The sequence below is a fragment of the Mesoplasma sp. JKS002658 genome, from assembly GCF_023566355.1.
GTDB lineage: Bacteria > Bacillota_I > Bacilli_A > Mycoplasmatales > Mycoplasmataceae > Edwardiiplasma > Edwardiiplasma whartonense.
In genome coordinates this window covers 161,186-182,368 of the sequence record NZ_JAKNSW010000001.1, presented here as the reverse complement: position 1 = coordinate 182,368, position 21,183 = coordinate 161,186, and the positions used below count along the sequence as shown (strand labels likewise).

The following is a 21,183-nucleotide window of genomic DNA, read 5'->3' as shown; positions in this document are numbered from 1 at the left end:
AGTTACCTCGTATAGTTTTATTTTACCATTATCTTTTCTTTTTCTTTTTAATTCGTCACCAGATAAACAACAGCAACAAACAGACAAAAACTCCTAATAACAACAACCACAATAATTCAAGATTTTTAGAACCAGAGTTTTTATAATTTGTAGATTCAGAATCAGGATTAAGTTGATCATTGTGATTATTCCTATCATCAGGAATCAAAGAAGGCGCTTCGACAAGTGGTGGAGGTGATGAAGTTTCTTCTTTATGTAGAAGAATCTCTATTTTATTGCTAACTTGAGCATTGTTTCCTTCTAAAAATAGTTTGTTATTGATAACCTTACTAATAACATCTGAGGGTAATAGGTAATTTTTCACCAATAAAGTGTTGATAATTGTTTCTAATTGCGTTGGAGTCTGATAAGTAATTACTTCTGGTCAACCAATTGTTTTCAAATCAATCTTCTTAAAAATATTGACCTTGACCAAAGGTTGACCAAGAATTTGTTGATAATTACTACTTCCCATAGCCTCTTTAAAAGAAATTGGCAAGCAAAGAGTTGTGTGATTATTTGCATGGTTGAACACAGGTAATGGTTGAGTACGTAAATTTTCATACCAGAGTTGAATCGGAGAATTTGCTTTAAAATGACTTTTAATAAAATTATCAATCTTGAAGTAGAGATCAAGATTATCAATCGGAAGTTGTTGTTTGGTGGGGTCAAACTCTAAATTAATTTCGATTTGTTGAGCATGGGTAAAGTCAAGAATTTTGATAAGGTGAAACAAAGACATTGCAATAATTTTAGTGGTAAGGGTTGCATAAACTTCGTTATTATAAGGAACATTTACTTGCAAATCTTCAAAATATTGAGAGTTATAGCACCCACTGATTCAAAACCGAGGCATCACTCCTGGTCCTTGCAAATCACTCTCGGTGTAACGTTTTTGTTCATGAACAGAAAGAAATGGTTCAAAGTGAATTTGAGCTTGATAAAGTTGGTTTAAAATCACTTGAGCTGAGTTGGGGAAATCTTGATAAGCTACACTGGTAAGAATGCCAGTTTGATAACTATAACGTGGTGTAAATTCTCCAACAAATTTATAGCTTTGATCATTAATTGTTAAACCAAAATTAACTTGAATTTTAAACTGGAAAAACTTTTTCTCATCATTTGCTTGTTGCTCTTCATCACTTAAATCAACCATTTTCTCTTCAAAACTTAAATGATCATAATTGATTAAGTGTTTAGTTAAGTCCCAAATTTCTTGCGAAGGTTTAAAAGCAGTGTCAATAACATTAATTCCCGATTCACCTCCTCCATAGCAGTTGGTTTCATGAGCTTGAAGTGGTTTAGTGTACTTAAAAGTCGTTGTTGCTAATAAACCGTGATGAATAAAAAGGTGTTGCTCGTTATTGGTATAAGTAGAACTAAATTCACCCTCGCTATTAAGTTTATAAGTATCTTCTTGATAACCAGGACGAATAAAGTCATCAAGATAAGGTAAAGAAAAATTGATGTCAGCAACTGGTGCGATACTAGAAAATAAAGGCGTGGAGAATAATCCTAAACTAAAGAATAAACTTTTAAACATAAAAAAACCTCCCGTTGAAGTATACGGAAGAAAAAGACTTATTTTTTTAAAAAGTTTTCAATTTCAAAAAGATGGTCAATTTGATAAGTAGCCAAAGGTTGAATTGCCTTGTTATAGGGTTGGTTAATCACAAAAGAATTTTCAAAATATTCTATCATTCCCACATCATTATCATCATCGCCAACCACAATCACTTGGTTGTCAGAAACATTAAACTTTTTTTGTAATACTTGAATTGCATGACGTTTAGAAGAGTGAGGTGGATGAATTTCTAACACTTCACTATCATTATTTTTAATAATTGTTAAATTGGGAGCAATTCTTTGGACATCAAGAGCAATCTGGTCAAGTTTTTCGCGTTTTTCTTGAATTTTAAAACAAACTAATTCAAACGATTTTAAATCAATAAACGAATAATTAGTAACCTTCCGTTTCAACTGACCGTTTTCATAATATGAAGGATGGTCAGTAAATAAGTAAAACTCTTCAAAAGGAGTAGCATAAATTAAACTTTGCAATTCCTGGTTTTCCAAATAATCAATGATTACGTCACGATCTTGATGAGGCAAAACACATTGATAAAGAATCTTTCCGTGTTGATCACGAATTATCGCCCCTGCGTTAGTAATATAAAATGATGACTGAATCTTTAAAGTTTTCATTTCATAAAGCATTTGTTCATAAGGTCGACCACTTGCAATCACAAAAACTTGGTTTTGGGCGATAAATTCTTGAACAAACCGCAAATCAGAAGGATCAACTTTCCCATCAGCGCCATTTCGAAGCGTACCATCATAATCACTAAATAATCATCACTGCATTATTTCTCTTCTTTCTTCATAAGTTTACAAATAAAAAAACCATCAGTCGCTTGTTCAAAACCAAATAATTGTTGACTAAAAACCACTTTCATATCAGGATGAGCAGATAAAAACCGCTCAATCTGGGTTTGGTTTTCAACCTTATTTATCGTGCAAGTTGAATAAACCATAACCCCACCTTTTTTTAAAACTTGATAAGCAACCTCTAAGAGTTCAGCTTGGGTTTGGACTAAGGTAAAAAAATCATCACCAGAATTATTAAAGTTTAATTTAATTTCTGGTTTTCTTTTTAACACCCCAAAGCCAGAGCAAGGAGCATCTAATAAAATAAAATCATAAGGTTCGTCATTAATTGCCAAAAGTGCATTTTGAGTTCTCAATTCAACATTATTGCATCCTAATCGAACTAAATTCTGTTGAATTAAATCAATTCGTCAAGGGTTCAATTCATAAGCGATAATGACCCCAGTATTTTGCATCAAAGCGCTAAGATGACTAAGTTTACCCCCAGGAGCACTGCACATATCAAGCACCCGACTATTAACACTAGGGCTTAAAACTTGTCCAACCAATACTGAAGCTGCATCCTGAATTGTAATTTCACCAAGCCTATATAATTCAGAATGCACCAAAGGTTTAGTAGCAATCAAACAATCATCAACTCCCAAAACCCGAGTAAGACCAAACTGGTCTTGATACTGATTTAGAATTTGTTCAACGCTGGTTTTTAAAGTATTTACCCGAAAATTAATTAATGGTTTTTTCACCGAGTCAATTACAACTCCCATAGCATTCTCTTTCCCATAATCATTGCTTAATAAGGTGAACAATTTTCACGGAAAGGCATGAGTTAAACAAAAGTTTTTGTCCTGATTCTTTTCCTTAACAAGATAAAGTTCACTTTCTTGAGGAACAAGAGTTTTTAAAACCTTATTAACTAGTCCGGCGAACTTTGGATCAATAGTTTTAACTAAATTAACACTTTCATTAACAACAGCGTAAGGCGGAATTGAAGTTAAATAACGGAGTTGATAAACTCCCATTCAAAGCAAAATTTGCACTGATACTGGTGTTTTTTTCTTATCGATTAATTTATTAACCACATACGAAAGATAAATCTTCCAGGTCACCACTCCATGAACTAAGTTAAACACTAAATTCTTATCAACTGGTTTTAATTGATTATTATTTGCAACTTCATTTAATAAAAGGTTTGAAAAAGCGTGATTTTCAATTACTCTAATTAAAATCTCTCAAGCTTGATGTCGAGGATTAGAACTTTTTGGCAATGTCATTTCTTACCCCAAAAAAGTCAATCTCCAAAATATTAGTGTTTACAAGCACTTGCACTTTTTTATGATCTTCTAAATCAGTGAATAAACCATGAGCGAGAATATAAGTATAAATTCGGTCGCTAATTACTTTTGATAATTGATCAATAAAGTTATCCTTAGTAAACAAAGTTTTATAAATCGAAGCTAAGCGGGGGAGGTTTTCTTGGATAATTTCAATAAATAAACCATAATCTTTTAAGATAATTTCTTCAACCTCACTTGATAATTTCTCATAAGCTGAAACTGATTCATAATCAGTTAAACCTTCCTTAATCAAAATATCACGAACTTTAGCAATAGCATTTTCCACAGTATCATTTTGAACAACATACTGGTAATTATCTTTTAAAGGAATTTCAAATAAAGATTTTGCTAAACGTTGTTTAATAATTTCCTTACCTTCAGTTCCGCGAGTAATAATCCGTTGTTGAAGTTCATAAAAACTTGGAGGCATCAAAAAGATTGAAAGGACGTTCTTTTCTTTTTTAACCACTTGAGTTGCACCTTCAACTTCAATTTCTAAAACTACGTTCTTCCCTTGTTTTGTTTGTTCCTCTACTAACTTTCGCGGAGTACCATAATAGTTCCCGATGAATTCAGCATACTCAACTAAATCTCCGTTCTGAACTGCTTGTTCAAATTCACTTTTCAAGACAAAATGATAGTTTTTTCCATCCACTTCTCCAGGACGAGAAGCACGAGTTGTCATTGAAACTGAATAAACTAAACGGAGTTTTTCATCTTCAAACAACCGCTCGTTAATTGTTCCTTTTCCCACTCCGCTTGGTCCAGAAATAACCACAATTTTTCCAGTTTTGTCTGTTAATTTTGTCATTCTTAATTCTCCTCTAATCTAAAAATATAAAGATACTTATCAACCTTGCTTTTGACCACTTTGCTTTTCAAAAGTTTTAACCAACCGTTGATGATTTCTTCCAAAGGAATTGGAGATTCCACCACAACTACACCCCAATTGTTTAAGAGATTAATTGAGGCTAACTTTTGAAAAAACTGCTCGTAATATTCAGTGTGAGGAAAAGGGGGATCTAAATAAATCAAATCAACCTTAACTTGATTGTGAACCAATTGGTTCAATAAAACCAAATAATCACTTTGACTCAAAACAAAGTCATCAGGATCAAGGCCATGAAAATTTTCTTTAATAATTTCTAATGCTTCAGGGTTTAAATCATTGACATAGGCCTTCTTTATTCCTCGTGATAAACCCTCCAAACTTAAAGCTCCACTACCAGCAAACAAATCCAGAGAAATTTTGTTTGTAAAAATAAAGTAGTTATTCAAAATATTGAATAAATCTTCTTTCACTCTTGCAGTGGTAGGACGAGTAGAAAGTGAAGGTAAAGTTTTTAATTTTCGGTGTTTATATTTACCAGCAATTACGTTCATTAAACCTCACCTTGATGCTTTCTTATTTTAATAATTATAACAATAAGCTCTTTGGGGTTGTATAAACTTTTTTCACAAAAACAACCATTAGTTTAATTAAAAGCAAGGGTTTGCTAAAATATGAAAAGAAGCGGAGATAGAAACTATGAAAATCGATTTGACCAAGGATTTACTCCAAGAGCAGATCCCAACCAATGATTGGTTAATTAAAGACAACGAGTCTACAATTATTAGAAGAATAAGTGATAATGTTCTGGATGTTGAGCACCTTAATGCTGATGAAGAACAAACGATGCAGCGATTAATTGATTTTGTCCGTTATTCTCAAGATCCTGACTTAAACCCTGAAGATAAACCAGACCATCTTCGTCCAGCAGTTGGCTTAGCTGCCCCTCAAATTGGAATTAATAAAAACCTCTTTTTTATTCGGATTGAATGAGACAAGGATGATTTAACCAAGGTTGAAGAAATTGCAGCAATTAATCCTAAAATTCTTTCACGCTCTTCACAAATTGTTGCTCTTGAGGATGGCGAGGGGTGTCTTAGTGTTGATATTGATCACGAAGGATTGGTTCCTCGTAGTTATAAAGTTATTGTTAGTTATTATGATTACTTATCAAAAAAACTTGTTAATAGAACTTTAAGAGGTTATCAAGCGGTCGTCTTCCAACACGAATATGATCACAATATCGGGAAGTTATATTATGATCATATCAACCAAGAAAACCCTTACTTTAAAAAAGATGATTGGTTATTTATTTAAAGGATAACCAATCACTGGTTTAATAGATATGACTAAAGAACAACAAAAGTTGTTCTTTTTTTGGATAAAAATAAACCATCATTTCAACAATTAATTACCTTTGATAATTACGCTTGTTATAATCTGGTTTTTAGATATCAATTGAAATTTACTGTTTTTTTATCGAGATAGACGCCAGACAGAAATTAGGGTAGAATAAAAATAATATCAGTCTTTTTTAAAACCTATTATTTAGCTTAACCAATAAGAGCTCGGGTTAAACTAAACAAATTTTAATATTAACATTATTGATGGGTGAAAAAGACCAGTTTTTAAATTTTTAAAAGGAGAAAGAAATCAATGGAAAACAAAAAAAAGGAAGTAACTAAAAGCCCAATTAAGAAAGTTATCAACCAGAATGAAAAAGCACCACTAGTTGAGGAAGAACCCTTTCATTTTCGTCAACGTGAAGTTGTTCGAAAATACAGCGGAGGGAACATTCCTACCAAAGTCTTTGCTTTAGGAGGATTAGAAGAAATCGGAAAGAATACCTATGTAATTGAACATGATAATGAAATCATTATTATCGATGCAGGGGTAAAATTTCCTGATGCAGGAATGCTAGGAGTTAATGCAGTTATTCCTGATTATTCTTATTTAGTCGAAAACCAAACAAAAATTAAAGCGATGTTTATTACCCACGGACACGAAGATCACATCGGTGGAATTCCTTATTTATTAAAACAAATTAAAATTCCAGCAATTTTTGCTCCTGAATTAGCTGCAGCTTTAATTCGTGACCGAATGAAAGAAAACAAAGTTACTGATAAAACTGTAGTCAAAGAATATGTTGCTGAAGATAAATGAAGGTCAAAAAACTTCCAAGTAAGTTTTGCAGCATTGAATCACTCTATTCCTGATGCTTTTGGAATTCTTGTTAAAACACCTAATGGAAACATCTTCTCTACAGGTGATTATAAGTTCGACTGGTCACCTCTTGGACACTTTGCAGAGATTGACAAACTTGCAGAAATTGGAAACGAAGGAGTGGAGTTATTAATGGCTGACTCCACTAACGCTGAAGTGGTTGGTTATACTCCTGGTGAACGAGGAATTATTGACAACTTGGATAAACATTTTATTAAAGCAAAGGGGAGAATTTTAATTACCACTTTTGCCTCTAATGTCCACCGAATTCAATACATTATTCAATTAGCTAATAAGTACAATCGAAAAATTGTAATTCTTGGTCGTTCAATTGAACGAATTATTAAAATTATTCGAAAAATGGGACATTTAAAAATTAGTGAAAAACGCTTCATTAAACCAACTGATATGCACAAGTATCCTGATAACGAATTAATGATTATTACCACTGGATCACAAGGTGAACCAATGGCAGCACTTTCACGAATTGCCAATGATAAACACCAAAGCGTCCGTATCAAACCAGGTGATACAGTAATTTTCTCTTCTTCACCAATTCCAGGAAATCGTGCTGATGTTGAGCGTTTAGTTAATAGTTTGACCAGAATTGGAGCGACTGTCATCGAAAATACTCCTACTAACCAAATCCATACTTCTGGACACGCTAGTCAAGAAGAACAAAAGCTTTTGTTCACCCTTTTAAAACCAAACTACTTTATGCCAATGCACGGGGAATACCGCATGCTAAAAAAACATGTCGAAACTGCTCGTTCAGTTAATTTAAAGTCTGGTCATGGTTTTGTAGTAGCAAACGGAGATCAAATTGAGTTACTGAATGGATTTGCGAAGGTTGGTCGGAGAATTGATGCTGATGCAATTTATGTTGATGGGAAAGATATGACTGGGCAAGCATCAAATGTGATTCGTGAACGTGATACTTTAAGTAAAGATGGACTAATTGCTGTTGTGGTTTCAATTGATTCTCAAAACAATAAGTTGTTAGCTCAACCCCGCATCATTTCTCGAGGAAGTTTCTATGTCAAAGATTCTGGAAGCATTATTGGTGAATCAATTGGAATTGTTACCAACGCTGTAGTTGAAATCTTAAATTCTGATCGACCAACCTTCGGAGCGATTAAAAAAGCAATCAAACAAGCACTTTCACCTTACATTTTTAAAGTCAAACGTCGCAATCCCTTAATTATTCCTGTTATTCTCAACAAGAAATAAAAAAAGCACTTTTGGAATTGCTTTATAATATAAAGTGTATTAAAAGGAGGAAATAGTTATGAGAAATTCAGTTACTGGAATTTCAAGAGGATTTATTATCTTTGCTCAGGTGTTTGGAACAATGTTTGCCATAATCGGTTTAATTGCCTATTGTGCTTTATTAGATGATGTTATTAAAGGTTTGGGCAACGGGTCTAATGATAATATTGTTGCAAAAGCAAGTGCAGGGGCAATTATGGCTTTAATTGTTTATTTTGTGTGAAAATCAGTTTGATCTTGTGTTGTTATTATTCGTAGCATGAATGAAATGGATGACTTTACTTTGAGTGCTAACAAATGAATAATTTCAGCATTAAGCTTAACTGTTGGTGGGTTTTTTACCCCTTTCATTATTAGTTCATTTCCCAACATTAAAGTTAGTGCCACTATCAAACCAAAACCATTCTTAACTAAAGCATTTGGAATGTTTATGGTGGTGGGAGCACCTTTGGCAATGTTAACTTATGGAATTTATATGCGTAACAATATGGGCGGAGCAGCGCAAGGATGAACGATTGCAGTGTTTGCTATTAGTGGTTTCTTGTTGGTTTTAGGAGCGTTAAATGTTGGTTTCTTCTACCAAAAAAATGCCAATCAAAAGTACGAATCAAGCACTTTTATGAAACTTTTAGCAAACACTACCCTAGTAATTGTTACTTTAGAGTTAGTCTTTGTGATGTTAGAAGCGGTTTTAAGATTATTAGCCAACCTTTATCGAATGATTTACGAATTCTCACAAAACGGGTTCTTATGAGGACTATTGGCTTTGGTTAACTTTATGTTTGTGATGATTTATGTCTTGTTTGTGATTCGTCTTACTTGAGAAACAATCACTGGAATTTGAGCAGATGAAGTAGAATTCAACGTCTTTGAGCCATTAAAGGATTATCAAAAAGATCAAAAAAACAGTCAGCTCGCATAGCTCTGATTTAGTTAAAATAAAAGAACTTCCAATCTGGAAGTTCTTTTATTTTTTATCGTTTTGGTTTAATTTGGTACTTTTGTCTCAAGATTTTAATGATTGAAAGAATTACTAGAGACATTCACGTTAAATACTGAATAAACAAGGAGATGTTTAATAATCGCAAACCTGCTAAACCAGAAAACTGTAAAATACTAAAAACATCGCAAAGCAATCAGAACAAGAACTGGATCTTTAGTCCTAACACTTGAAGAATTGTTGCAGTCATTTTAAACGAACTTGCCAAAGAGTCTAAAGTTCACTTTAAACCAAGATTGAACCCATCATTATAACCAAAATCAGGATACTTGCCATTGTTATCATGAGGATAAGGGTTATTTTCATGACCAAACAATAAGTTTCCTGCATTAGATAAATAAGCAAACCACGAAAATACTAACATTCCAAACAAAGCAAGACCAGTGAAATAAATTGTTGCTTTAACAACAACTGGTTGAGTTTTTAAATCCAAAACAAGTCTTGCTTTTTTATGCAAAATTATTCATCCCACCGGGGTAACTAAAACAGTAAACAGCCCCATCGTCATATCACCGATATAACCCATTCCCAGAGTTGTTAAGAAAAAAAAGGCATTAGAAACCATACTTCAGAATCATTGTGATTCCTTGTGTTCAGTAATCATTAACACCATTAAGATTCCTGTAAAAGAAGCCACTCCTGATAACGCTCAAAAAATTGCTACTAAAATTCCTGCCGCACTACTAGTTCCAAATACTGAATGACCACCAGGTCCAGTGACGTAGTTATACTTATCTAAAGGAATAAAATAACTTGCACCTTCCTTATAACCTTGAACATTAAATAAGGCAAAAAAGGTAGTAATAACCATGGAAATAAACATTACATAAATCAAAGGTTTAGAAAGACTTTTAAGATCACTTTTAATGCTTCTCAGACCTAAAAAACTTGATCCGACCACTTCGTGTTTAGCCATTAATGGAGATTTCGACTTTCCATATCTTTAATGGCATCTTCAAAGGAATTAACCACCAAGACAACTTCTTTTAATGTTGGATCAGCAAAACTTCCTGTCAACATTTCATTCACTCCTCATCCCGGGATAGCATCACCACTTGGACGTAATTGGGCACGAAAGTCAGAAATCACTGGATAAATTGCTAAGACGTCACCAAGTTTTTTAGCTCTAGTAATTGCATAACCCAATTCAAACATCGTACCACTATCATATTCAGCCAAATCAAAAATAAAGACATTAGCTTTTTCCATTAAATTATAGTCGTTAATAAAAATTTCATAGTTAGTACGAACACTACCATCATTGTGGGGTAAATCGATTGGATTAAAGATTAAACTACTATCCATTTCATATTTTTTAAAATATTCAACTAACATTTTTCCCTCGTACTTACGTTGATTTTGTTCAGCACTAGAGAAAAGGGGACCCGCATTATAAATCCCAGTAATTTTTGTTTCAGACATAAAAACCTCCTTGTTGATTTCTGACCTCCCCACCAATAGTCACAATGTTATTTCCCAAATTCTAAATTAAACTTGAAATAACTCCCTATTTATTGACATTATTGGGGACGAATTCAACAAGTACGACATCGGGGTTGATAGCTATCTTGGGCCCCAATTAAAACAATTGGATCATCTTTTTTTGCTGGTGCTCCATTAATTAATCGCTGACTAAAACTAGCATCACGTCCACAAATGGTGCACACAGCTTGAAGTTTAGTAACATAATCAGCTTCCACTAATAATTGATCAGTATTTTGAAAGGCATCACCCTTAAAATCTTTATCTAAACCATCAACAATTAAGTTAATTCCCTGTTCTGATATCTCAAGAATTACTTGCATAATATTTCGATCAAAAAACTGCACTTCATCAATCCCAACCACCAACCTACAGTGATCTTCAACATCTTCTTTGTGAACATAGTCAAGAATTTGACTAGATTCTGTAACTACAAAAGAAGGCAATTCTTCTCCATCATGAGACATAACTTTGCTTTGTTCGCCCCGAGTATCTAAAGATGGTTTAAAAATTAAAACCTTTTGATTAGCAAAACTTTTGCGACGTAAACGTCTTAAAAACTCTGTAGTCTTTCCAGAAAACATTGGTCCACAAATTAATTCAATGATTCCCTTTCGCTGTTTGGGTTCATGTGTTGTCATCTTTGTTGATAATCCTTTCCTCTATTTTACTCATATTCATAATAAAGGAATTTTAGCAACAGTTATAGTCGCTATAACTGTTTTGTCAAGACACTCAAATCAAAACCTCCCAGTTTTGATTAAAAAACCTTTTTAAATCGCCCTTTGTTCAAAATAACAGTTGCAATTGGAAAAATTTCCACTTAAATCACTGTTCTAAATGAAAATGGAAAATAAGCACTAAGATTTAAATAATTGCTCATTTGACTAGTTAAAGTTTGATAACCCAAACTCTTAATTTGCGCTTCCACACTTTCATTAAATTTTATCGTCACATTCATTCACCAAAAGATAATAATTAACATTATCACCCAGCCAATGATTGCTAAAGCTTCAACACTGATCCAATAACGTAGTGACACTTTTTGATTCCCATCAACCCCGGGAAGAAAAGTTAATAGCATCATCGCTAAAAACAAACCATCCAACAAGAAGTTTAAAAGGTTTAAACCTCAATATTGATAATAGTAAAGGTTGTGGGTTTGATGAGTCTTTTCTTGAGCATAAACAACACTTTGACAAACAATCAAGTTGGTGGATAAATTTTCTTGATCCAAAACACGGTTAGAAAGCCAAAATTGTTTAGTTCTTTGATGATAAGTATAACAAGCACTGGTTAACCCAAGCTTCTGAGTCTTAATCAGAGGGTGATCAAAGTGACTCTTTTCAATTAATTGGTCAAAAATTTCTCGACCACTAAAACTAGTTTTCAGACGAGTTGCTCACCAATAAAAACCAAGTCTACCAACTGTTGAAAACAAAAATAACACACAAAGAAAAATAATAAAGATGATAAGAATGGCCCCAGTTTGGGTACCTAAACGTTGAAACATTCATTCACTTCCTTCTATTTAATAAAAATTAAGGGTTGATCATAATCAAGCAGATGATTATCAAGATAAAGCGGTTTTCCAATCAATAACTGCTTTTTTCACGATGCTAAACGATAAAAATATTGTGAGGTTAAAGGGTTAAAGTGATCATAAGCATCGCCATTGACATAGTAAGTTTCCTGCTCTTGTTCTACTGAAATCAAAAACGAAGAAGCATCAAAACTACTAATAAAAAATTCAGAATCAAATTGTTTAATTAAATTAGACGCAGCTGTCTCTTTTCAATATACATAAAGCTTAAAATCAAGTGTACTTAAAAGATAGGCGTTTTCCACTTCAACTACCTGATTAAGGTTGGTTAAGTTAAATTCTTTAAATTCATTATTCACGTAGAAATATGTTTGTTTTGAAGTTAAAGTTTGAAAAAGTAAACCATCAAGAAAACAGCCGATCAAGACATAATCATTTCAAGTTTCCACTTGTTGAACTTCTTCTCACTGATGGTCAAATTTCAGAATATAACTACTCAAACGGTTAGGCTTAATCAACGAAAGGTAATAATTTTCGTTCACCTTTACAACATTATAAAGATAATCATCAAAATAATTAATGGTAGTAATTGCTGTGTGTGAAGCTTCTAAAAACGAAGAGTTCAAAGGGTGGGGGTGCTTTAAAAAATCTTCATTCAGAACACCTTTTTTAGAAATATTCACGTTAATATCGCCCATCGGGATTGTAGCTAAAAGTTTTGGTTCAACATCAAACTTAGCATCAGTTAAATACAACCAGTCATCAATAATTCAAAAATTAGTAATCCAATGACTGCTTTCAACTTTTTGGTGCAGCAATTTAGAAAGATTAGGAGGAACTTGCTTTTTTCAATTAAACTTTTTCATCGTTTTAATTATAAATTAACAATTGCCAAACCTAACTCTAATTGAAAAAATAGGACCAAAGTCCTATCATTTTCTCTATTTATCTTGGATCGCTTCGATTCCTGGTAATGCTTTACCTTCCATGTATTCCAAAGAAGCTCCCCCTCCAGTAGAAATTCAAGAGAATTTATCAGCCAAACCAAGTTTTTTTGCAGCTGCAGCAGAGTCTCCTCCACCAATTAAAGTGAACGCACCATCTAAATTAGCAATTGTCTGACCAACTTCTAAAGTTCCTTTTTCAAAGTTCTTAAATTCAGTTACTCCCATTGGCCCATTTCACACTACAGTTTTTGCCCCTGTTAGTTCTTTTTTAAAGAGTTCAATTGTTTTTGGTCCAATATCTAAACCCATGACATCTGTTGGCATATCGTTGCTTGTATCAGAAAAGGTTGGAACGACATCTTCAAAACTTGGTGCATTAGCAGAATCAATAGGAAGAATAATTTTTCCTTTACCAATTTCTAGGTAATGTTTAGCATCTTCAATTTTATCTTCTTCTAATAAAGATTTACCTACCTTATGACCCTGAGCTGCAAAGAAAGTATAAGCCATTCCTCCACCAATCAAGATTTTATCAACCTTGTTTAAAAGGTTATCAATTACCCCGATTTTATCAGAAACTTTCGCTCCTCCTAAAATCGCCACAAAAGGAGTAGCAGGGTTATCAATTCCCTTGCTCAAATTAGCCAACTCTGCTTCTACTAAGAAACCAATTCCTGACTGAGCAATATTAGCTGCAATTCCAACATTTGAAGCATGAGCACGATGGGCAGTTCCAAACGCATCGTTAATGAATAAATCCCCTAATCCCGCTCAATACTTACCAAGTGATGAATCATTTTTTGATTCTCGCTTCACAACTTCGCCATTAACAACATCTTCAAAACGAGTGTTTTCTACTAAAAGAATTTCACCTGAATTTAATTTATTAACCGCTGTTTCTAACTCTTCACCTTCAGTTACAGGAACAAAAACCACTTTTTGTTTCATCAATTCTTCTAAACGTTTTGCAATTGGTTTTAAAGTTTTAGTTTGTTTATCTGCTTCACTTTTAATTCGACTTAAGTGAGAGAATAAAATAACCTTCGCTTGATTTTCTACCAAGTATTTAATCGTTGGTAACGCAGCAGTAATTCGGTTATCATCAGTAATATTTCCCTGTTTATCTAAAGGAACATTGAAATCAACTCTGACCAAGACTTTTTTATTAGCAACATCAAGATCTTTAATGGTTTTTTTCTTATTGTAATCCATAATTAGTTTCCTCTTTCTTATTAACTAGTATAATTCTATTCTAACTCGTTTTTAGCAATTTAGATATTCAGATTAAAACCTTTATCGACAAAAAAACAACCCTTAATGCGGTTGTTTGTTATTATAAAGATTGTCTTGACGATTATAATGATAAAACGTGAAGTGCAGTTCTCACAAATTGTGAAGTATATGAACTTTCGTTGTCATATCAAGCAAATACTTTTACCAATTGAGTACCATCATTTTCAATTACCTTAGTTAAAGTAGCATCAAAGATTGAACCATGTGATTCTCCAACAATATCAGCAGAAACAATTTGTTCTTCATTATAAGACATTGCTTCTCCTAAAGCTTTATTTGAACTTACTGCTTCTTTAATTGCAGCATTAATTTCTTCAACACTAGTATTTTTGTTTAATTCCACAGTTAAATCAGTAATTGATCCAGTGATTACTGGCACTCTTAATGCAAATCCATCCATTCTTCCGTTCAATTCTGGTAGAGCTTTACCAACAGCTACTGCTGCTCCAGAAGTAGTTGGAATAATGTTTCAAGCAGCAGCACGTCCACGACGTAAGTCACTGTGTGGTAAATCTAGTAATCTTTGATCGTTAGTAACTGCGTGTACAGTAGTCATCAACCCTTGTTTTACTCCAAATTTTTCGTTTAAAACAAATGCTAAGGGAGTTAAACAATTAGTAGTACATGAAGCTGCAGAGATGATGTCATCTTCGGGAGAAATATCTTTTTCATTTACTCCATAAACAATAGTTTTTAAATCCCCTTTAGCAGGTGCAGAAATTAAAACTTTCTTTGCTCCTGCAGTCAAGTGCGCTTTTGCCTTTTCTTTATCAGTGTAGAATCCAGTTGATTCAATTACTAAGTCAACACCCAAATCGCTTCATTTTAAGTTAGCAGCATCTTTTTCAGCAAAGATTTTTACTTCTTTACCATCAACAATAATTGCCCCGTCTTTAGCACTAATTTCACCTTTGTGGAATCATCCGTGTGCTGAATCATGCTCTAACAAGTAAGCCAAGGTTTTTGGATCAGTCAAATCGTTAACTGCAACAATTTCAACATCTTTGTTGTCTCACAATTTTCTGAAAGCTAAACGACCAATTCTTCCAAAACCGTTAATTGCGACTTTTTTTGCCATATATAATATGTTCCTTCTTTCGTTAATAATTCATAAGCTTATTATAATATAAGAACATTAAATACTCAAAGATTTTCCCCAAATTACTAACTAATTATCATCAGAAAACTAACTCAAAGTTATCATCATTATCAACCTCTATTCAACCTAGTGTTGATCTTGAAAAAATGAAAAACAAACCTTTCTTTAAACCAAGAGAGGTTTGTTTTTTACATTATCGGTTTTTAACCATGACTGTGTTCTAAATTTCTTGGAAAGGATACTTCTTGTAGCGACAAATCTCAGTTATTAATTCCAACTCTCTTATTAGCACTCTTGATTGCAAAGTAATTGCCTTCGATAAATTTTATAATATCTGGAATTGACAAACTAACTGCTAAGGCATTGTTTAAATATCAAGATGGAGCCTTATTGCAATAAGAATTAATCGAATCTTCTAAAGTTGAATTGTCACTGCTGATAACATTGTCTTTATTACAAAAAATGCAAGCACTATTCTCTATTCAGGGAATAAAAAATGGACCAATAGTAGAAATATCGTTAAAATAACCCACATTCAACATCGGTATTTTGAATTTGATTGTTAATTCATTGATTTCTTCAACAATTTCTTTTTCATCAGCAGATAGAATTAATATCGTTTTTTGGAAATTCATACTACGAATTTTTTCTATTAAAAACAAGGATTCTGTACCAGAATAATCTTCATTTGTTTCAATTTTCAGATTATCAAACCGATCGATTAATCCTGATTTTAGTACCTTTGTTTTTAATTTTCCTGCGTCTTTTTTTGAAAAAATAAACTGTCGATTTAGATTTGTGTCTTCGATAATATCTTTGTCAAACAAAACAAAATTTTTAGCTCCAATAGAAGCCAAGGCATAACTAATCGCGTTTCCGATTCCGCCACACCCGACAATAAAAAAATTAAAAGACTCTATTTTATTTAAAAGACTTTTGTAATCACCAGTTCCTACATGATAATTTAGCATTAACTCACTTCTACTCAATAAGTCTTCTTCATCAAAACAATCATCGATTATAATTGAACCGTTCAAAATATAATCTTGCATATCTTCATCTATTGATAAGCGATGCATTTCTTTTTTTAATTCATTTTTAGAAAAAAATGTTGTGTTCAATAAATAATTAAAAATCGATTTGTTCTTTTCTCATTGATTGTTGCTTATTATTTTTTGATTAGTTCCTTTGTTTAAAACAACAAATTCTTTTGCCTTAAATACCATAAATGTTTTGGCTAATTTATATTTTTCCATTGCTCCTCCTTAAAAACAGTCTAGTTATAAAAACTAGACTGTTTTACTCTACTGATTAATTCATCATTAAACCAACAAACATAACTCACACCTCCTCTCCCTACGTCGAATTGCAAGAACTATGGATTAGGTTTAATAATTCTTTGTTTTTTACCATCAATTATAATTGGCTTATTTAATTCAACAACTAACATCGGTTTGGTATGTGAAAAATCAACATCATACACAATGGGAATCTCTTTTTTAGCTTCATCTAAAATTTCTCGAAGAATTTCAATTGGTTTAACACCAGTTCCTTGATCATCAAATTTTTCATATTTTCCCAAGATAATGGCAGATACTTGATCAAAAATTCCGTTCAATAAACAAGCGCTAAAGTTCTTCTCCACAACCTCAGCATTCTTGCAACTATCTTCTAACAACAAAACATCACCTGGTTGGATTTTTAAACCGTACTCTGAACCAAAGGTTCCCAGCATTGCATTGACATTACCACCAATCAAGCGTCCTTTAATCGGATGAGACGACTTGAAAAATTCATATTTCCACGAGGACTGACTAAAAATCTGTTTAGGCTGTTCAAAGTCTTCTCAATTTTTTCAATCATCAGTCCATGAACCTGGAACATTATAAATATGTTTTTTTGAACTTAAAACACAGTCAAGAAGGGAATTATATGTTATTGACTTAAATTCTGGCTCTATATCACCAAAACTAGGAATCAAAGCAGGACCATACAAAAAACGAATTTTAGAACTCTTAATTCTATTCATCGCACCAAGTAATAAAACAGTAATATCAGAAAAACCGCAGATAACTAGGTTCCTTTTTCTGTTTTCTAATAATTCATAATCAAGATGGGGGAGGATTGAATTGGTATCAAACCCGCCAATTGAAGACATCAACACATCCAAATCTTCATCTTTTAACAAATTATTAATTTCTGCAGCTCTCTGTTTTATAGAACCAGTTCGATAACCTTCATCGTTAAAAAACAACTCACCTAAAACAAGCTCATTGCCTTGCGATCTAAGATATTCTAGTGCTCTATTTACACGATTAGGGCACTTTGAAACAACCGAAGTTGAAGGAGAAAAAATACCAATTTTCATTTTCTAATCACCTCATTTGATTTTATTACTTTTGTTATAGAAAAACGACAAAAGGAAATGAAATACCCACGTTAATGAATAAAAATATTATAGTTAAGAAACATTATTTTATTCGGTGATTAGTACCAATCAATTCAATCTCTTTAGCTAAAACATTAATTCGTTCGATGAAACGTTCATTTTTCAGTTCGTTATCTTCTTTTGACCCTGGATAAGTTTTACCAATTTTAGCTTGATAATTTTTTCTTAACCGGTCAATTGAAAAATTAGAAGTAAAAAAAGTAGTCTTTTCGTGAGTCATTCGATAGTTTAAAACCGTAAACAAAACATCATCTCTCAATCATTCACTAGCAGGTTCCCCTCCGATATCATCAAGAAAGAGAAAATCAGCAATTTGTAACTGTTCAAGAATTTTTTTACTACTTTCAACGTGATTATTAAAAGATCCTTTTAATAAATTTGCAAGATTAGAAACGCTATAAAAAGCAATGGTTTTTTTGTGGTTTTTTGCTGCATCAATTGCTAAAAACCGAAATAAAGTAGTCTTACCTAAACCCAAACTTCCTCACAAATAAATTCCATAACGTTTTTTATTTGCCAAAACATCCTGATAATAGGCAACCACTTGTTGTTTTAATAAAAATTCTTCTTTTGAATTAATTCGGGTTTGAATAATTTCCTGACTTTTAGAATCATCATAATTCAAAGCAAAAAACTTTAAGTTTTGCTCATTTGTCTTATAAAAAACCTGTTCTTGTTGCAAGGGGTCAAAATCAGTTAACAAAAAACGGTTCAAAAAGTTTTGTCTATTTTGTTGGTAAACTAAGTGTTCACAAGGAACAAATCCTTTGTAAAACTGGTTATTTTCGTATTTCAACGAGGCCTTATAACCCTTCTGACTTTGTTGACATGAAGGAAAGTTTTCTGGGTTTTGACAATCAAAATGATTATTTACATACCAATTAATAGCAGAGTGATAAAGTTCAAGCGTTTGCTCAGAAACTTGATGAGTTTTAACTAATTTATTAACTAAAGTTTGGTTTTCTAAACGATCAATTTCCATCAACATTTCTCTCTATCTACTATTTTCATTTTAAAAGATTAAATCTAAAGTTGCTAGTTGAAGGTCGAGATCATCTAATTTAGTATGTTCGTCACGATTATTTTTTTGACTATTCATTCAACTTAAATCTGGCATTTTTAATATTTTACTACTCTTATTCAAAGAAGATGGGGTTAAAGTAGAGTGAAAACTAGCTAAAGAACTCTGACAACTATATTTAACCGCTTGCTTCAAATAACTCATTGTTTCTAAAGTATTACTGATGTGTTTTTTATTTAAAGTTTTAGCAATTTTAAATAAATATTCACCAACAATTTTTCCATTATTTTTATAATAAGAAAAATCTAACAAGCAATTCACTACACCATTAGATAAGTGGTATTCACCACTTAAGATGTCAATAATTTTTTTGATATTAAACCCAGGTTCTTTAGACAACAACGCAGTAGCATAATCATAACTTTCAAAAAGATTCATTTCTTTTGCTTTTTGTTGCGAAGGAGTGATAGTTGCTGATTTAATCACCAAAAGTTCTCTTTGAAAAAGCACTTTAAAAACATTGAAATTGATTTTCTTTAAGTTTTGATCGTAGGTTTGAACCAACAAATTAATAATTTCTTGGTCATCTAAACTACAACTAGGTTGATTATCAATTAAAAAATCAATAATCTCAGAAGTCAAGCAACTTGGAACAATACCCTTTTGCGCAAGAGCAACTTGCAAAGTTCCTAAATCAAGATTTTGCTCAGCAACTAAAGAAAGATTATTAACCATTTTTTGAGAGTTATCCCCAATCATTTTCTGGATTTCTCCTGTTGATGGAGAAAAAAACTCACCAAAGATTGCAGCACTTTTTTCTCTATCAAAATCATCATTACTGATTGTACTGATTGTTGTTTTATCTGCTCCTTGACAATGGAACTTTAAAATCTCGTAATTCTCTTCATCTAAGTGATTTTTTAACATCTTGTCATAGAAAACATCACCAAAGAACTGATTAGCAGCAAGAGGTTTTATGATTTGCAAAACATATAAGTTTTTAAGTTTTGTATAGGTTCTTTTTAAAAGACCGATTTCTTCTAAACGTTTAAATCCATTTTCGATTTCTTGGTCCAAAGCGCCTAAAATCACTGTTAAACGACTATTTTCAAACGTTAAGTTGTTCAACTTGGACATGATTTCACTTTCTTCGACCAAAGTTAAATAAATCGCACAAGCCTCTGATCCAACTATGGGTTGATAGAGATTAATCAGGGTTTTACGATCAAGATCACTGATAGGAGAATGTGAAACCACTTTGTACTTATAACTTCCCATATAAGTGATTCACCTCGCATTCTAATCATAATCTTTTTTAACTTTTTTTAAACAAGGTTTTAGCAATTTTTCCCAACCAATTTTTAGAAGAAAAATAATGCTTTGCAATTAAAAAGGAAATGAGAGTTTTCCACATTTCCACTTTTAAATCTTTTTTAATTTTTGGCACCAAGAACAATAATAAGTGCCGCGACCATTAACATTAATTTTCTTAATTTTAGTACCACAAACAAAACAAGGAAGATTTTCCCGACCATGGACTTGGAGATACTTTTGATAATGACCACTTTGATGATTACCCACCATAAAAGAATGGATTGTCGTGCCTCCCTCTTCAATTGATTTGCCAAGAATCTCTTTACTTACTTGTAAAATCAAGGCACAATCTTGCAAAGTTAGGTTTTTCCCACTTTCTAAAGGGTGAATTTTTGCCTGAAAAAGAACTTCATTCACATAAATGTTCCCCAAACCCAAAAGAATAGTTTGGTCCAAAAGCAAGGTTTTAATAGCTCTTGAAGAACTGTGAACTTTATTGAATAAATAATCAGCAGAAGCACCTTTATCAAATGGTTCATATCCTAATTTAGCAATCGCAGGTAAAGTTTTTCATTGGTTTTTAGCAACCAATTGCAAGGTGCCAAAACGTCGAAAATCATAATAACGTAAAACCTTTGCTTCATGTTCGAATTCAATTTCAGCTTCAACTAAATCTTGGGGATAACTAAAAAAGTTATCAGATTCAAAAATTCATTTTCCTTCCATTCGTAAATGAGAAATCATTTCATAATTGGTTAAATGAAAAATAATGTACTTACCATAAGCATCGACTCCTTCAATTTGCTGATTAACAAGTTTATCTTTCAAATCAAGGACTGATGTTTCCACTAGCAACCGATTATAAAAAACTCTCACAGCACTAATCACTTTCCCTTTAACATTTTGATTTAAGTAGTTCACAACCACTCTGACTTCTGGTAGTTCTGGCATTA

The 21,183-nt window shown here is 32.5% G+C and carries 20 protein-coding genes; 3 read left to right on the top strand and 17 right to left on the bottom strand.

Translation table 4 applies throughout. The features are described 5' to 3' along the window. Nucleotides 1–28: 28 nt before the first annotated feature. The 5 genes from LD125_RS00890 to rsmD are packed head-to-tail and all read right to left on the bottom strand — an operon-like array spanning nucleotide 29 to nucleotide 5,144. Entirely contained in the window at nucleotides 29–1,582 is a 1,554-nt protein-coding gene (locus LD125_RS00890; protein WP_250137580.1) for a hypothetical protein, read from the bottom strand. Between the two features lie 38 nt (nucleotides 1,583–1,620). Next, complete coding sequence (locus tag LD125_RS00885) at nucleotides 1,621–2,403, bottom strand: HAD-IIB family hydrolase (protein WP_250137581.1); 783 nt, start codon at nucleotides 2,401–2,403, stop codon at nucleotides 1,621–1,623. After that, nucleotides 2,403–3,698 (bottom strand): 16S rRNA (cytosine(967)-C(5))-methyltransferase RsmB, encoded by a 1,296-nt coding sequence (rsmB, locus tag LD125_RS00880; RefSeq protein ID WP_250137582.1) that lies wholly within the window; start codon nucleotides 3,696–3,698, stop codon nucleotides 2,403–2,405. Before rsmB ends, LD125_RS00885 begins: the two co-directional genes overlap by 1 nt. After that, nucleotides 3,676–4,572, bottom strand: coding sequence for a guanylate kinase (gene gmk / locus LD125_RS00875; protein ID WP_250137257.1), 897 nt, complete (start codon nucleotides 4,570–4,572; stop codon nucleotides 3,676–3,678). Before gmk ends, rsmB begins: the two co-directional genes overlap by 23 nt. Before the next feature lie 2 nt (nucleotides 4,573–4,574). Continuing rightward, complete coding sequence (gene rsmD, locus LD125_RS00870) at nucleotides 4,575–5,144, bottom strand: 16S rRNA (guanine(966)-N(2))-methyltransferase RsmD (RefSeq protein WP_250136856.1); 570 nt, start codon at nucleotides 5,142–5,144, stop codon at nucleotides 4,575–4,577. A 145-nt stretch (nucleotides 5,145–5,289) separates the two neighbouring features. On the opposite strand from rsmD, the gene def reads away from it, so the two are divergent. The 3 genes from def (at nucleotide 5,290) to LD125_RS00855 (ending at nucleotide 9,004) form a co-directional block, all read left to right on the top strand. Next, entirely contained in the window at nucleotides 5,290–5,907 is a 618-nt protein-coding gene (gene def / locus LD125_RS00865) for a peptide deformylase (protein ID WP_250137258.1), read from the top strand. Between the two features lie 339 nt (nucleotides 5,908–6,246). After that, on the top strand, nucleotides 6,247–8,043 hold the full coding sequence (locus LD125_RS00860; protein ID WP_250136858.1) for a ribonuclease J: 1,797 nt from the start codon (nucleotides 6,247–6,249) through the stop codon (nucleotides 8,041–8,043). A gap of 58 nt (nucleotides 8,044–8,101) precedes the next feature. Further along, nucleotides 8,102–9,004: a hypothetical protein gene (locus LD125_RS00855; protein WP_250137583.1), complete on the top strand. Its 903-nt coding sequence runs from the start codon at nucleotides 8,102–8,104 to the stop codon at nucleotides 9,002–9,004. A 52-nt stretch (nucleotides 9,005–9,056) separates the two neighbouring features. On the opposite strand, the gene pnuC is transcribed toward LD125_RS00855, so the two are convergent. The 12 genes from pnuC to mutM form a co-directional block, all read right to left on the bottom strand. Further along, on the bottom strand, nucleotides 9,057–9,998 hold the full coding sequence (gene pnuC, locus LD125_RS00850) for a nicotinamide riboside transporter PnuC (RefSeq protein ID WP_250137584.1): 942 nt from the start codon (nucleotides 9,996–9,998) through the stop codon (nucleotides 9,057–9,059). After that, nucleotides 9,998–10,504: a nucleoside 2-deoxyribosyltransferase gene (locus tag LD125_RS00845; protein ID WP_250137585.1), complete on the bottom strand. Its 507-nt coding sequence runs from the start codon at nucleotides 10,502–10,504 to the stop codon at nucleotides 9,998–10,000. The genes pnuC and LD125_RS00845 overlap by 1 nt, the downstream gene beginning before the upstream one ends. A 98-nt stretch (nucleotides 10,505–10,602) precedes the next feature. Next, nucleotides 10,603–11,205: a thymidine kinase gene (locus tag LD125_RS00840; protein WP_250136862.1), complete on the bottom strand. Its 603-nt coding sequence runs from the start codon at nucleotides 11,203–11,205 to the stop codon at nucleotides 10,603–10,605. Nucleotides 11,206–11,387: 182 nt separating this feature from the next. Continuing rightward, the gene (locus LD125_RS00835; RefSeq protein ID WP_250136863.1) at nucleotides 11,388–12,077 is read right to left on the bottom strand and encodes a hypothetical protein; all 690 of its coding nucleotides are present in this window, start codon (nucleotides 12,075–12,077) and stop codon (nucleotides 11,388–11,390) included. Nucleotides 12,078–12,091: 14 nt separating this feature from the next. After that, nucleotides 12,092–12,973 (bottom strand): hypothetical protein, encoded by an 882-nt coding sequence (locus LD125_RS00830; protein ID WP_250136864.1) that lies wholly within the window; start codon nucleotides 12,971–12,973, stop codon nucleotides 12,092–12,094. A 75-nt stretch (nucleotides 12,974–13,048) separates the two neighbouring features. After that, a complete protein-coding gene (locus LD125_RS00825; RefSeq protein WP_250136865.1) occupies nucleotides 13,049–14,266 on the bottom strand; it encodes a phosphoglycerate kinase in 1,218 nt (405 codons plus the stop codon). A gap of 142 nt (nucleotides 14,267–14,408) precedes the next feature. Further along, the gene (gene gap / locus LD125_RS00820) at nucleotides 14,409–15,425 is read right to left on the bottom strand and encodes a type I glyceraldehyde-3-phosphate dehydrogenase (protein WP_250136866.1); all 1,017 of its coding nucleotides are present in this window, start codon (nucleotides 15,423–15,425) and stop codon (nucleotides 14,409–14,411) included. A gap of 224 nt (nucleotides 15,426–15,649) precedes the next feature. Next, a complete protein-coding gene (locus tag LD125_RS00815) occupies nucleotides 15,650–16,702 on the bottom strand; it encodes a ThiF family adenylyltransferase (protein ID WP_250137264.1) in 1,053 nt (350 codons plus the stop codon). 119 nt (nucleotides 16,703–16,821) lie between these two features. Next, nucleotides 16,822–17,814 (bottom strand): S66 family peptidase, encoded by a 993-nt coding sequence (locus LD125_RS00810; RefSeq protein ID WP_250137586.1) that lies wholly within the window; start codon nucleotides 17,812–17,814, stop codon nucleotides 16,822–16,824. A gap of 103 nt (nucleotides 17,815–17,917) precedes the next feature. Next, nucleotides 17,918–18,877 carry an ATP-binding protein gene (locus LD125_RS00805; protein ID WP_250136869.1) on the bottom strand — a complete coding sequence of 320 codons (960 nt, stop codon included), beginning with the start codon at nucleotides 18,875–18,877 and terminating at the stop codon, nucleotides 17,918–17,920. Nucleotides 18,878–18,907: 30 nt separating this feature from the next. Continuing rightward, nucleotides 18,908–20,194, bottom strand: a complete 1,287-nt coding sequence (locus LD125_RS00800; RefSeq protein ID WP_250137266.1) for a replication initiation and membrane attachment family protein — start codon at nucleotides 20,192–20,194, stop codon at nucleotides 18,908–18,910. 144 nt (nucleotides 20,195–20,338) lie between these two features. Further along, nucleotides 20,339–21,181, bottom strand: a complete 843-nt coding sequence (gene mutM, locus LD125_RS00795; RefSeq protein WP_250137587.1) for a DNA-formamidopyrimidine glycosylase — start codon at nucleotides 21,179–21,181, stop codon at nucleotides 20,339–20,341. Nucleotides 21,182–21,183 lie beyond the last annotated feature (2 nt).